At 40.5% G+C, this 13347-nt stretch carries 12 protein-coding genes; 1 reads left to right on the top strand and 11 read right to left on the bottom strand.

All coding sequences use genetic code 11. From position 1 onward, the window contains the following. Nucleotides 1-94: 94 nt before the first annotated feature. Nucleotides 95-676 (top strand): hormogonium polysaccharide biosynthesis acetyltransferase HpsU, encoded by a 582-nt coding sequence (hpsU, locus tag V7K98_RS24395; RefSeq protein ID WP_335026582.1) that lies wholly within the window; start codon nucleotides 95-97, stop codon nucleotides 674-676. Nucleotides 677-1003: 327 nt separating this feature from the next. On the opposite strand, the gene V7K98_RS24390 is transcribed toward hpsU, so the two are convergent. The 11 genes from V7K98_RS24390 to V7K98_RS24340 form a co-directional block, all read right to left on the bottom strand. After that, a complete protein-coding gene (locus V7K98_RS24390; protein ID WP_335026580.1) occupies nucleotides 1004-1696 on the bottom strand; it encodes a manganese catalase family protein in 693 nt (230 codons plus the stop codon). Nucleotides 1697-2426: 730 nt separating this feature from the next. Further along, entirely contained in the window at nucleotides 2427-3809 is a 1383-nt protein-coding gene (gene hemN / locus V7K98_RS24385) for an oxygen-independent coproporphyrinogen III oxidase (protein WP_335026578.1), read from the bottom strand. 384 nt (nucleotides 3810-4193) lie between these two features. Further along, a complete protein-coding gene (locus V7K98_RS24380; protein ID WP_335026576.1) occupies nucleotides 4194-6479 on the bottom strand; it encodes a DUF1796 family putative cysteine peptidase in 2286 nt (761 codons plus the stop codon). Nucleotides 6480-6776: 297 nt separating this feature from the next. Next, nucleotides 6777-7706, bottom strand: coding sequence for an ABC transporter permease (locus tag V7K98_RS24375; RefSeq protein WP_335026574.1), 930 nt, complete (start codon nucleotides 7704-7706; stop codon nucleotides 6777-6779). A gap of 140 nt (nucleotides 7707-7846) precedes the next feature. After that, nucleotides 7847-8905: an ABC transporter permease gene (locus tag V7K98_RS24370; RefSeq protein WP_335026572.1), complete on the bottom strand. Its 1059-nt coding sequence runs from the start codon at nucleotides 8903-8905 to the stop codon at nucleotides 7847-7849. Nucleotides 8906-8929: 24 nt separating this feature from the next. Beyond that, nucleotides 8930-9553: a DUF1877 family protein gene (locus V7K98_RS24365; protein ID WP_335026570.1), complete on the bottom strand. Its 624-nt coding sequence runs from the start codon at nucleotides 9551-9553 to the stop codon at nucleotides 8930-8932. A gap of 41 nt (nucleotides 9554-9594) precedes the next feature. Next, nucleotides 9595-9774 (bottom strand): hypothetical protein, encoded by a 180-nt coding sequence (locus V7K98_RS24360; RefSeq protein WP_335026568.1) that lies wholly within the window; start codon nucleotides 9772-9774, stop codon nucleotides 9595-9597. Continuing rightward, nucleotides 9767-10342, bottom strand: coding sequence for a zeta toxin family protein (locus V7K98_RS24355; protein WP_335026566.1), 576 nt, complete (start codon nucleotides 10340-10342; stop codon nucleotides 9767-9769). Before V7K98_RS24355 ends, V7K98_RS24360 begins: the two co-directional genes overlap by 8 nt. Nucleotide 10343: 1 nt before the next feature. Next, nucleotides 10344-11819: an ABC transporter ATP-binding protein gene (locus tag V7K98_RS24350; RefSeq protein ID WP_335026564.1), complete on the bottom strand. Its 1476-nt coding sequence runs from the start codon at nucleotides 11817-11819 to the stop codon at nucleotides 10344-10346. Between the two features lie 140 nt (nucleotides 11820-11959). Then, complete coding sequence (locus tag V7K98_RS24345) at nucleotides 11960-13018, bottom strand: BMP family protein (protein WP_335026562.1); 1059 nt, start codon at nucleotides 13016-13018, stop codon at nucleotides 11960-11962. A 100-nt stretch (nucleotides 13019-13118) separates the two neighbouring features. After that, the coding region (locus V7K98_RS24340; RefSeq protein ID WP_335026560.1) for a hypothetical protein at nucleotides 13119-13347 on the bottom strand (229 nt) is incomplete at its 5' end.

Below are 13347 nucleotides of genomic sequence, written 5' to 3'. Positions count from 1 at the left end.
GGAGCAGAATAACAATGCCCAATGCCCAATGCTTCAACTTCGCTCAGTACAAATGCCCAATGCCCAATGCCCAATGCCCAATGACAAATGACAAATGACAAATGACCAACCTTTCGTAGATTTACGCAAATATGACCAATCTTGGTTTGATCGGGGGCGGCCAAGCTGGTATGTTTTGTTATGGTGGCTTGTACAAGCGATCGCATTTCCCCTCACTCCTCAACCGGTAAATGTTCTGCGTTGTGCCTTGCTACGGCTATTTGGCGCTAATATCGGCAAAGGTGTATTAATTCGACCCACCGCCCGCTTTACCTATCCTTGGAAAGTTACCATTGGCAACTACAGTTGGATTGGAGATAACGTAGTTTTATACAGCCTCGATCAGATCCACATCGGTGAACACTGCGTAGTTTCTCAAAAAAGTTATCTGTGTACTGGTAGTCACGATATCCAAGATCCTGCTTTTGGGTTAAAAACAGCGAGTATCACCATTAACAATGGTGCATGGATAGCAGCAGATTGTTTCGTTGGGCCAGGAGTGCAAATTGGGGCTAATGCTGTGATTGGCGCTCGTAGTACTGTTTTGACTAATATGCCTTCTGGACAGGTTTGTTGGGGAAGCCCCTGTCGTCCAAAGACGAGTCGGATAAAACTCGATCCCCCCACAATTTCGTGATTTTATGGATGGTTAAGACTAGCCACACAGAATAATGTATCGTAGGGGAAATTCATGAATTGCCCCTACGATAGATGTGGTTTGCACTAATTAGCAAACTTCGTTGTTGCAAACCTGACTTTTCACATTATGTAGAAAAACCTAACCCCCTAACCCCCTTCCCTACGTTCGCGTAGCGTCTCGTTGGCGAAGCCTCTCGTAGAGAAGAGAGGGAAGGGGGAAAATTTAAAGTCTCTCTCCTAAAAGGAGAGAGATTTAGAGAGAGGTTTTCCAGATACCGTGAAAAGTCAGGTTGCAAACAAAGGAATTGCGGAAGTCTAGATAGAATTAAGAGTGACTTTTTAGGGGATTAGCAATGTATTTGAAATCTGGCTCAGAATTCCAAGGGCCACGCTCATCTTTGCCATCACCATTTGTCGATAGGTTGTAGTAGAGAGCAACAGTTTCATCTGGCTTAACATTACCAAAGAATGGATCTGTCAATTTACCCAGCGAATCTAGAGCTTTCATAAACATCTGGGTATGAGAAATTTCTCGTGTTAAGAGATGGACTAAAGTCTCTTCGGTTCCTTTGTCAGTTGCTAATTTTATCAATGATTCGTAAGTCTGACGAGCGCCAGCTTCTGCTGCAACATTAGCTCTTAAATCGCGCACGACATCTCCACCCTCGTTCAAGTAGCTTGCAGTCCAAGCAACACCCTGGCTATCTAGAAAATGAGGCCCAATTCCTCGAACTGCAAATAGAGTACTCTTATAAGCCTCGGTTTGATCCACATTTTTAGTATGAGCTTCAATGAGTTTACCAACCATTTCTAAATGGCTGAATTCCTCGATTGCAATGTCTTGGAGCATGTCTTTAATTCCAGCATTTTCTACATGGAATGATTGAACCCAATATTGCAATGCAGCACTAAGTTCTCCAGTCGCACCGCCAAACTGCTCTAGAAGTAACTGAGCAAAACGAGGGTTTGCTTCACTAACGTTAACTGCATGAATAGGCTCTTTTTTGTGAAAAAACATAGATTTACACTTCCAAAAATTATGATGTTAGAAAAGTGGATTATTGGTCTTTTTAGTATTTTTCAGAGAGAGCTAATTTGATATTTGATAGCTTTTCAACCTGGTATAGTACAAGACCAATAAAATATAGTAGTCATTTCAGTGTTGCTTACTGCGAATAACTACTTCAACAATCTCACTTGTCTCTAAGTTATCAACTCTGATTCCAGATTCTTTCTACCAGATGGGGTAAATGATAAATCCAAAAGTTAGACAAAAGAGTTTACATCAAAATTTGAATGGAAGTTTGCATTTAGTGATTTAGCCTTTATAGCATAAAAATTCTCAATGATTTTTTGGCAACAAAATAAATCATAAATTAGTTAATCTCTAGGTTTTTGTGAAACTTTGAAGTTAACACATTTTCCGATTTTTGGTAGAGGTTTTTAATCTTAATTCAGCTATATCTATCTGAAGGTGTGATTATGCTATCTAACTTTTTGAAGATGTCGGAAAAATATTTAGTTATCAAGTTGAGCAAGATTTAATAAAATTTATTTTTGATCCTTTTTATTTAAAAATTAAATTAATGCTGTAATGCTGAAAAATTAATTATAGCGGTTCTCAGTTGAGTGAGGTACTGAACCCCACCCCCAACCCTCTCCCCGCAAGCGAGGAGGGGGCTATGATGTAACTTGTATGATTAAGTAAGCTTATAGCTCAACAGGGTTAGGCAGAATCAACGACTGTTTTAAATAGCACGGGAGAATTTTGTCTCTCGCATTTTAGTGTGAGTATCAAATATAACCGCAATATTTCTGACTAGTAATCTACCGATGTCTGTAATCTGGATCTCATTTTTTGATAAACTGACCAGACCATCAGCTTCTAGTGGTTTTAACGCTTCTAGTTCCTCAGAAAAATATTCATCAAATTTGATCTGATATTTGTTTTCAATATCTTGCTTATGCAATTGAAAGTGAGACATAATCCCCATAATTACATCCCTCCTGATAATATCATTTTGAGTCAGCTTGACACCTTTGCTAATAGGTAAATTACCTGATGCAATTGTCTGATAATAATCCTTTAATTCCTTGTGATTTTGAGCATAAGCATCTTCTAGCATACTGATGGATGTAGAACCAAAGCCCAATAACTCTGTCTCTGCGTGGGTAGTGTAGCCCTGAAAATTGCGTTTTAGAGTGCCATTGCGTTGAGCGATCGCTAGTTCGTCATTAGTTTTAGCAAAGTGATCCATCCCAATAAATAAATATTGGTTATTGGTCAATTCTTCAATGGTCATTTTCAGAATATCTAACTTTTCCTCGGCTGGTGGTAGCGCCTCTTGAGGAATATTTTTTTGTGTGGGTTTGAGCCACGGAACATAGGCAAAGTTAAAAACAACAATTCGGTCAGGATCTAATTCAATTGTTTTTTTCACCGTTTCTTGAAATGTCTCACGGGTTTGATATGGTAAACCATAAATTAGGTCTACATTCACACTTTCAAATTTAGCTTCTTTAACCCAACTCATGACATCAAAGAGCATTTCTTCTGGCTGAACACGATTCACAGCTACTTGAACTTGGGGATTAAAATCCTGAATGCCGAAACTAATGCGATTAAACCCAATCTCTCTCAAAAAGAAGATGTAGTTTTTATCGATATAGCGGGGATTAATCTCAATTGAAATTTCTGCCTCTGGATCGATGTTGAAATAGCGATTGATGTTTTTCCATAAAAATTCTACTTGGTGATGCTCCAAGTAATTAGGAGTACCGCCTCCCCAATGGATTTGCAACACTTTTCTGTTGGAATCGATTAAAGCTGCGGTGTTTTTGATGTCTTGAACCAAAGACTCCACGTAAGGTTTAGCAATATTTTTGTTGTTGGAAATTACTGTGTTACAGCCGCAGAAGTAGCAAGCACTTTGGCAAAAGGGAATGTGGAAATACAAAGAAAGTGGAGTTTGGCGTTGATTTGATGCTGCGATCGCGGCCTTAAAATCAGTTTCAGTAAATGTTTCGCTTAACTCTGTAGCAGGCGGGTAGCTAGTATATCTAGGTGCGCGAGTGTCGTACTTTTGAATCAGATCCAGATCAAACTTGACACCAGGTAATAGAAAAACCATTGAGTTGCTTTCCAATGAATGAGTGAAGGGATGAGGGAGAATGAGGGGGATGAAGGGGATGAGGGAGAATGAGGGGGATGAGGGAGATGAGGGAGAAAGAATAAATAACTAATGCCCAATGCCCAATGCCCAATGCCCAATGACAAACTTAATTAGCTGCAGCTATTTCTTCTAGGTTTAGAGAGGATCTGCATCAGTCTATCGAGCAAGTACCACTGCCGATTTAGATCCAGGTATTTTTATTTCTCCTAAGATTATTTAACTATTAATTTATATATAACTATAAAGATATTAGTATTTATTTATGTTTTTCTGATGCTCATATTCAGGGACATTTGAGTTTAGTAGTAACAAAACTGATTTTGGAATCAGCATCACACTTAACTAATTTCTTACCCCTTTGGGTGTTTTCGGCGGACACCAAAAGAGGTTTTTACTAGACACCCCAAGAGATTCTAGAATTCCTCGCATCACTTCTGTGCAATACATCCAGTGTCCCAAATCGTCATACATGCGATCGGGGTTAAACTCCACATTGTAGTGCAGCACATTGGGAAGGTCTAAAAACTCATCATCGTTTTGGGGAGAAAGTAGCAAGAGATGAAATGGCTTCCCCTGACATTTTTTTTCTAGCTTTTCGACCAGATCGATTACGCCACCGCGATCGCTAATTCCTGTACGAACAAAAAGCACTTTGTCACAGTGCTGCAATGCGTACCAAAACCTTTCAGAACGTGCCGTATATCGAACGCGCATCCGTTCATGAACGGGAAACATATCGTTTATCGGATCGTCAGTCTCCTCGACTTCATGGGCAAAAGATAAACCTGACCACTTACTATGGTAAATTCTACCTGCATCGGGGCTATAGTGCAGAAAGGCAGGATTCCACATATCATAAAAACCATTTTCAATGGCATCCGCAACATCTGCAATATTAGTTGTACGTGTTAGATCAAAGGGAAAGGCTGGGCCATCGTATTCCATTTTATACAGCATCATGCGGACGGCACAGCGATCGCCAAGAGGAAGAATGGCGACACGGCTAATATCTGATAACTTACATTTGTATTGAAAAAACATTGCAGACTTAGGTGCTGCTTTCACCCGACTTTCTAGCCCATCTTTGCCAATCATCATTGTCCGAAAGGGAATGTCGGGATGTAGCGGATCTTCGTAAACACCTGATGGCATGGCTTTAAGTGCGTTGCAAACCTCTGTCCACATTGGCTGGATGTTGTACTCGTTATCTGATTCGTTGATCGCCCATATCTGCCGTTCGTTTGCTTGCAAAATCCCTAGATGCCCGTCATAGAATAAAACTTGTGAGTTGTTCGGCAAAAAGAGATTGAAGCCAGCGCTATATTCTAAGTCAGCACCAGGGGGGATATTTACTGTGGTTGCGATCGCACCATCTTCTTGTACGGCAAAGAAAGGGAGTATTCCAGGCTGAGTATTTTTAGCAACGTAAATACCTGGTATCAATCCTGCGCGACTTTGTAATGCAGTTTGCAATTCCTGCCAATAAGGAGCGATCGTGTAACCATATTGTGATGAATTAACGATCCGTAAACGCTTCTCTTCGATACACACAGAGATATGAAAGCCAGCATTGTCAAAGTAGACGGGAAACTCATTCGGTTGCTGGAAACGGTGTTTTTCTTTTGTCAGTTCGTTTTTGTCGATATCGAATAGGTGCTGGTCGATCTGCTCATACATGAGGCGATGACCGAGAGTGTTTGGGTGAGCCGGATCGAAGGATGTCCCCGCTTTCCATCGTCCTTGTCCATCATCCACGGCTACCAACCAATCTAGTACAGTTACGTCCCAACTTAGCATCCGCTTGTGTGTATCTTGGAGCAGCCGGTAATGCTCCAGAGAATAATCGCCATTGGGATACACCCCCCCCAGAATCGGAATTGCGCCGATGTCCCGTGTCATTTTTACTAACTGCTGCAAGCCACTTTCAAACCGCCGTTGTACTGCCCGCCGTTCGTGAGGTGAACAGTAGGCTAATCCCTCGTTGCCCAGAGATAAAGCAATAATCACGATATCCGGTTGTTCTGGGGTGACAACTGAAGGGAATCTAGCGATCGTTTTGCTAACATTCGCCCCCACCTCTGACACATTCACTAGTTGATGCCCATATTTTTGCTCTAAAGCCTGTGCCAACAACCAGATCCAACCTTTCAAAAACCAGGCTTTATGACCTAATGCGACGGAACTGCCAATGACGGCGATTTTGAGTCTCTCAGCCCCTTGTTCCACGGGCATCTTCACAGCCGATTTTTCAATGTATCCAAAGGGGTAAGATTGTAAATAACCGAATGCACCATCATCCACAATAATCGTGTTTGAATCATCCTGAGAATCAATCGGTATCCACCGATTTGTATCTAGTAAACTCTCCCATTGGACGTTACCGTTGGCATCGAAACGTACATACTTGTATTCAACTCTCTGGCGTAGACACGAAGTGGCTTGTCGTGAGACATCGCCTGACTCTTGAATTTCAATATCTGTATCTGTCCACCATGAAGGATAGCGATCGCCACTTGTTCGCAGGTGGACACATTTTTTGATATCCCACAGTCCCAACTCTGGAGTAGAACCGACCAGACCGATGGATTCACCAGTTTGCGTGTATGCATTGATCTGGAATCGATACATAGAGTTTATCCTGCTTTAGTGAGTACGATACCAAACAGTCAGGCTGAAATATTGAAATCTACTTTGACAATATCACATAGAATTCTTAAGAATCCGGTATGAATCTTGTTAAGTATACTGAGGTTCTGATTTAGAACGCTCAAAGTTAATATTAGTCAAGCTTTTCAAAAATGGAATTGGATTTTTATAGAAGATTTAATACTGATTAAGTAGAATATATTGGATGAAAAGTCTCAGCACAACTAAGAACAAATCAACAAAAGGATAAGATTAAGTTAAATTTTTACTTACCTAATTTTATTCATTTTCTCCAAAGTAGGGAGTACCTAAAGCTTTCGGGGGTGTAGATTTCCCAAACTTACCGACTAATGCCAATAAAGCGATCGCATAAGGTAGCATTACTAAAAATTGGTAAGGGATATTTGCCCCTAATGCCTGAATTCGCAGTTGTAAAGCTTCTGTAGCCCCAAATAGCAAACAAGCCAAAGCACTACCTATAGGATGCCATCTGCCAAAAATTAATGCTGCGATCGCAATAAATCCTTTACCAGCACTCATCCCCTCGGCAAAAAATCTTACCTGTACTAAAGTTAAATAAGCACCTCCTAAACTCGCAAGACAACCACTAATCACCACTGCGATATAACGGACAAATGGTACTGATATTCCAGCCGTGGCAGCAGCTTTAGGAGATTCTCCCACAGCCCGCAATGTCAGCCCAAAGCTAGTTTTAAATAAAATATATGTAGTTAAGATAACTAATATAAATAGTAAATATACTAAAATATCTGACTGAAATAGTAGCGCCCCCATCAGGGGAATATTGGCTAAACCAGGAATAATAATTGTCCCGATTCCAGGTAACTGCTGTGTACTACTGCCATTAAACACTAACCGGGCCAAAAACGATGTTAGCCCAGCTGCGACAAGATTAATTGCTAGCCCAGACACCAATTGATCGACACGTAAAGTTACACACAAAAAAGCATGGAGTAGTCCGACTAATCCCCCAGCAATCAAGGATGCGAGGATACCCAGCCAGGGATTACCAGTGGAGAAAGTGGCAGCAGCACTAGTAAAAGCGCCAGTAAGTAACATCCCTTCTAAGGCGATATTTAACACCCCTGATCGTTCCGAGTACAATCCTCCAAGGGCAGCAAATCCCAAGGGGACAGCTAGACGCAAAGTAGCTACCAAGTAGTCAGAGAAGAAGTTGAGATTATTCATAGTAGTCTGTCAATAAATAATTGATGCATAAATTCCTTGTAGAGACGGCGATTTATCGCGTCTCTCTAACCGTCAAAATGAATTTTTAAACGCAGAGATTCGCAGAGAGAAGCGCAAAGTTTCGCAGAGTTTTCTCTGCGTTAAACCTTTGCGTTTCTTTGCGTTTTTACTCTTATTTCTCTCTCCACGGCGAAACTGATAGCAATAAATAACACCATAAAACCCTGAATCGCGTAAACCACAGTTCCCGGCACACCTGCACTACGTTGCATTACATTCGCACCACTGCGAAGCGCTGCAAAAAACAAAGAGGTGAAGACTACACCGACAACACTACCACGACTTAAAAAAGCGATCGCAATGGCATCAAATCCATAACCTGGTGAAACTTGTTCAAATAGCCGATATTTCAACCCCATCACTTCACAACTCCCAGCTAACCCAGCTAAACCACCCGCAGCAGCCATCACTAGCATAATGGTACGTTCAACAGATATGTGGGCATAACGGGCGGCAATTGGGTTAAATCCTACTGCGGTAATTTGATAACCTAGAGGCGATCGCACTAACAATACCCATAAAATCCCGGCGGCAATTAAACCGAATAAAATCCCCGCATGGGCGAGGCTTTGTGGTAATATAATCGGCAATCGGGCTGTTTTGGCAATTAATGGCGAATAAGGACTAGGCGCACCTGCTGCCATTAATGGATTTTGGACGAGGTAGCTAATTAAATTCACGGCGATATAGTTTAGCAACAAGGTAGTAATTACCTCATTCACTCCGCGCATTGCTTTGAGATAACCAGGAATCCCACCCCAAACTGCACCAAAGAAAAATCCTGCCAAAAGTGCTAAGGGGATATGAATCACCGCAGGTAATCCTTGCACGTATAACCCAATTAAAGTACTTCCCAACGCACCCAGATAAATTTGTCCTTCCCCACCGATATTAAATTGCCCAGCCCGCAACGCCATTAACACGCCTAAACTGGTGAATAATAGCGGTGTCATTTTTGTGAGGGTGTTACCAAATCCAAAGTAGGTAGAGAGAGATTCTTGAAATAAGATGCTGTATGCGGTGATGGGATTTGCCCCAGCAATTAACATGAGGATAGCACCGACGATGAGGGCAGAGACGATCGCAATTAGCGGTGATAGGATTGGTAACAGGAATTTCATGCGATTAGTTGCGATCATGATGCGATGATTGCCAATATTTATCTAACCGAAGTGGAGAAACATTGCATTTCCTTTCTCAGCGGCATCTTGGTAATATCTCACAAGTGGATTATATGCGTATTCATATAAATGATGATAGCTATCTTCTTCTAAACCTCTAAATTGTAATCTTTTTCTAATAGTCTCAATAGAAAAACTGGATAAAGCATTGGCTATTTTTTTGACTTCATCATCACTAAAGTATAACAATGGATAGTCACGTTCATCATGTTCGATTCCATTACTGCCTATTACAGCCCTAATTAAAGGAAGATTATCTTCTGGATTTTGACTAACGACTAATTTAGATAAATATAATGCTTGATCGTAAAAGTCATATCCCGTAAGTAAAAAAATTATTGGTTGCCACATTTTATCTAAGTCTAAATATTCACTTTTACCTTCATTAATAATCAAAGGAATATCGTACTTGATTTTTTCAAATTCTTCAGTTTTATCTTTTTGGAATTTATCTAGTCTCTCTTGTACAAAATTAATTGCCTCATGGAACCAATCAATCTCATCACGTTCCATTATTGTAAACTCTTGCCAAAATAGTGAATCTTCTAAGTATTTTGCATCTAAAAATAATCCTGCCAAGTCAGGATGTTTTTTGATTTTTTCCAATACATAGGGAGATACCTATTTGAGATTTAATGTAATTCCCATCAGATGTTCTTTGCCTGAATAGCTGTAATTTCATCAGCAGTTAAAGTTACAATTTTCCCATCTTGCATAATACTAATCGATTGACCAAGTTTACGATGTCGTTCTATTGCTGCTGCAATTGCTGCTTTGACTCCAGCATCAATTTTACAATGTAACTTTTTCATCTCTTCTTCAGTCATTTAATACCTCTATAATTTGGTTCCAAGTCTCATTTATATAAATAATAGGCTGTTGATGAATAATGCGTTCAGCAACGAAAAGGGGAGATGATCTAGAGTTATCATAGATCATCCAACCATCGCACAAAGGTAAGTATAAAGAAATCAAATTTATTCGCCCCTGTTGGTAGCGTCTACGAATAACATCTTTTGGAATCGAGTGTCCACCACTAGCAACCCTTGCTGCTACTCGTTCTACTGCTAAGTCAAGGCTTTGTAACCAAAAGTATATCAAATTAATTGTGTAGCCTTTTGCTCTACAACCAATAATAAAAGATGCAAAACTTCTAGCTGCTAGCGTAGTTTCAAAAGCAAAATCACTACCTGAATTAGATAACGTCCGCAGTCGCATAATCATTAATCTGCCTGCTTCCATAGCCATTGAATCGGGGTTCAATGGAGATAGTCCAGCAGCAATAGCATCTGCATTTACGTACTCAAAGCAGTCTAAAAAATTCGGTAACAAACTCATTGAAACAGTAGTTTTTCCTGAACCATTTGCACCACCGATGATATAAAGACTCGGCATTTTATCCTCTATTTCTTCCCACAGCCATCAACAAACCAATTTCTTCCACCTTCGCCGTGGCTGCATCCAAAATAGCCACAAACTCACCTCTATAGATTACGGCAATGCGATCGCTCATTGTCATCACTTCTTCTAACTCAGTAGAAATATACAAAATTGCCGCACCGCGATCGCGTTCTGTTAATATTCGAGAATGGACGGCTGCTGTCGCCACTACATCTAACCCCCTCGTGGGTTGCATGGCAATAATTAAAGCTGGTTTTTGCGCCAGTTCTCGCGCTAACACCACTTTTTGTTGATTTCCTCCCGAAAGCTGACTTACCAAGATATCTTTCCCATTCGCCCGAATGTCAAACTCTTGCATAGCAGTTTGGGCATGATTAGCGATCGCTTCTTGTTGTAACAAAAAACGACGACAAAATGGCAAATATTTAAAAGCTTTTAAAATCAAGTTTTGGGCGATGCTAAATTGCAACACCAATCCCATTGTCTGCCTATCTTCTGGGATGTAGCCCACTAAGGAATTTTGTTTGGGCGTAAACTCAATTTTACCCTGCTTAATAGTCCGCAAAAGAGCGATGGCATCAGCTAATTCTCGCTGTCCATTCCCATCCACACCAGCAATTCCTAAAATTTCTCCCGCCCGCAGTTCAAAAGATACATTATTTACAACAGGAATATTTCTTTCATCAGCAACTTGCAAATTTTGCACCGACAGGATGATTTTTCCTGGTAATATAGGATTCTTATTTAACTGGAAAGCTACTTCCCGTCCTACCATTAATGTTGCTAATTGCTGAGGTGTTGCTGCTTCAGTTGATGTTGTTCCTACTACCTTTCCCTGGCGTAAAACTGTTACTGAATCACAGAGATTTATTACCTCTTCTAATTTATGACTGATAAAAATAATTGTGTTGCCTGCGGCTGCCAATTGGCGCAAAATAGTAATTAATGATTCTACTTCTGGCGGTGTCAAAACTGCTGTAGGTTCATCAAGAATCAACAATTTTGCTCGACGGTAAAGAACTTTGAGAATTTCTACCCGTTGTTGTGCCCCAACAGATAAATTTTCTACTTTGGCAGTGGGGTCAATTTCTAATCCATAAGCTTGGGATAAGGCAGCAATTTCTTGCTGTTTATCTCGTAGATTTAGCCGCCAAGTTTTCTCAGTTCCTAAGATTATATTTTCTGTGACAGTCAATTTTGGTACAAGCATGAAGTGTTGGTAAATCATGCCAATGCCTAATTTAATTGCTTCCTTTGGTGAGGTAATTTTTATAGGTTGTTCTTGCAGGTAAATCTCACCAGCATCAGGTTGATAGAGTCCACTAATAATATTCATTAAAGTACTCTTACCTGCACCATTTTCGCCTAGTATTCCATGAATGCTTCCAGATGCAACAGAGAGATTAATATTGTCGTTAGCGATAAAAGAACCAAAGAATTTGGTAATATTTTGCAAGCGTAAATAGTTCATGTTCACAAAACTGATACAGCAGGGAACAGTATACGTAGAGTGTGTATAGCGTTTCATAATCACATGATGCACATCATAGCCCCCTCCTCGCAAGCGGGGAGGGGGTTGGGGGTGGGGTTCTATATATCTGTATACTAAACCTATGTTGTCGTTTTCTTCGCGCAGCGTGTATTTTTACCAGCCTCTTTACAGTCTTCAAAAACGATTTTTTTATTAACAATCTCTTGTTTTACATTCAATACCTTTTGCTTAACTGCTTCCGGTATGATTGCCCCGAATTTTCCTAAAAATAAGATATCTGTTCTTTCTAGCCCAATTGTATATATTTGTCCTTTAATTTCTTTTTGTTTAGCTAGTTCTGCTATGTAAACTATAGCTAAATCTAAGCGTTTGACAGCGCTAGTTAAGACAGCTTTTGGTGCAACGTCTAATTGATCATTTGTGTTACCAAAAGCATATACTCCTTTTTCACCTGCTGTTTGTAAAACTGCGGCTGAGGCATTATCTAACCATTGATAGATAACATCAGCACCAGAAGAAATTAATGCCAGAGTCGCTTCCTTGGCTTTGGCAACATCATTCCAATCGCCCGTAAAAGTAGAAGTAATTTGGATATTTGGTTTAACAGATTTTGCCCCTAATTCAAATCCCCGCAGTTCTCCCTCGGTAGCGGGAAACTTCTCTCCAGCAATATAAGCTAATTTATTAGATTTAGTGATAGAAGCACCGATAATCCCACACAAATAACTAGCTTGTAGGTGATCTATTCGTAAAGAAGCAATATTTTCCCCCTTGAGATTACCATTCACACCTACAAAAAATGTGTTGGGGAACTGTGAGGCGACTTGTTCAAGTGCGGCATCAAATTGTCCGCCGTGCGCGAAGATGAGATTGTAGCCTTTACGAGCAAAATCTGTTAATACTTCTGTTTGATCTGCTTGTGCTACTTTTTCTACATAGGCGGTTTCTGTACCTAGCTTTTGTTTTGCTAAATTGATTCCTTCATAACCAGATTGATTCCAGCCTTTGTCGGTAATCATTCCAGGGAGAGCGATCGCTATTTTAAACCCTTCAGCACCACCCGTTGTTATTGCTGTTGGTGTTGTCGGCTTATTACTGCAAGCTTGCAGCAGTAAGCTTGCAGTAAACCCTGCTGAACCAAACAAGATAAATTCGCGCCGACTAAAGTTTGTTGTCATACCTCGCCTTCAGATAAATACCTATTTGAGTTACAGCGTATTGCAGGTAAATGAAGTACACGGGTAGGGGCACAACAGTGCCCCTACGATGATCTGTACCTCATGCCTGTTGCAATCTGCTGTATTTCAACACTCTAAAGTCGTAGGTGCTATTTTGGAAACAATTTCTCCCAGATTTATCAATCAAAGCCCAAAAACGGTTATGGACACGCTGAAATAACAAATGGGTTCGCTGAAATAACAAATGGGTTCGCCGAAATAACAAATGGGTTCGCCGAAATAACAAATGGGTTCGCCGAAATAACAAATGGGTTCGCCGAAATAACAAA

The sequence above is a fragment of the Nostoc sp. genome, assembly GCF_036917435.1.
Taxonomy (GTDB): Bacteria; Cyanobacteriota; Cyanobacteriia; order Cyanobacteriales; family Nostocaceae; genus Nostoc.
This window is presented reverse-complemented; position numbering and strand designations above follow the sequence as displayed.

Excerpts from the sequence above, each read along its gene's own strand:
- hpsU (WP_335026582.1), top strand. The coding sequence starts at position 95 with ATGACAAATGACCAACCTTTCGTAGATTTACGCAAATATGACCAATCT.
- V7K98_RS24390 (WP_335026580.1), bottom strand. The coding sequence starts at position 1,696 with ATGTTTTTTCACAAAAAAGAGCCTATTCATGCAGTTAACGTTAGTGAA.
- hemN (WP_335026578.1), bottom strand. The coding sequence starts at position 3,809 with ATGGTTTTTCTATTACCTGGTGTCAAGTTTGATCTGGATCTGATTCAA.
- V7K98_RS24380 (WP_335026576.1), bottom strand. The coding sequence starts at position 6,479 with ATGTATCGATTCCAGATCAATGCATACACGCAAACTGGTGAATCCATC.
- V7K98_RS24375 (WP_335026574.1), bottom strand. The coding sequence starts at position 7,706 with ATGAATAATCTCAACTTCTTCTCTGACTACTTGGTAGCTACTTTGCGT.
- V7K98_RS24370 (WP_335026572.1), bottom strand. The coding sequence starts at position 8,905 with ATGATCGCAACTAATCGCATGAAATTCCTGTTACCAATCCTATCACCG.
- V7K98_RS24360 (WP_335026568.1), bottom strand. The coding sequence starts at position 9,774 with ATGACTGAAGAAGAGATGAAAAAGTTACATTGTAAAATTGATGCTGGA.
- V7K98_RS24355 (WP_335026566.1), bottom strand. The coding sequence starts at position 10,342 with ATGCCGAGTCTTTATATCATCGGTGGTGCAAATGGTTCAGGAAAAACT.
- V7K98_RS24350 (WP_335026564.1), bottom strand. The coding sequence starts at position 11,819 with ATGAACTATTTACGCTTGCAAAATATTACCAAATTCTTTGGTTCTTTT.
- V7K98_RS24345 (WP_335026562.1), bottom strand. The coding sequence starts at position 13,018 with ATGACAACAAACTTTAGTCGGCGCGAATTTATCTTGTTTGGTTCAGCA.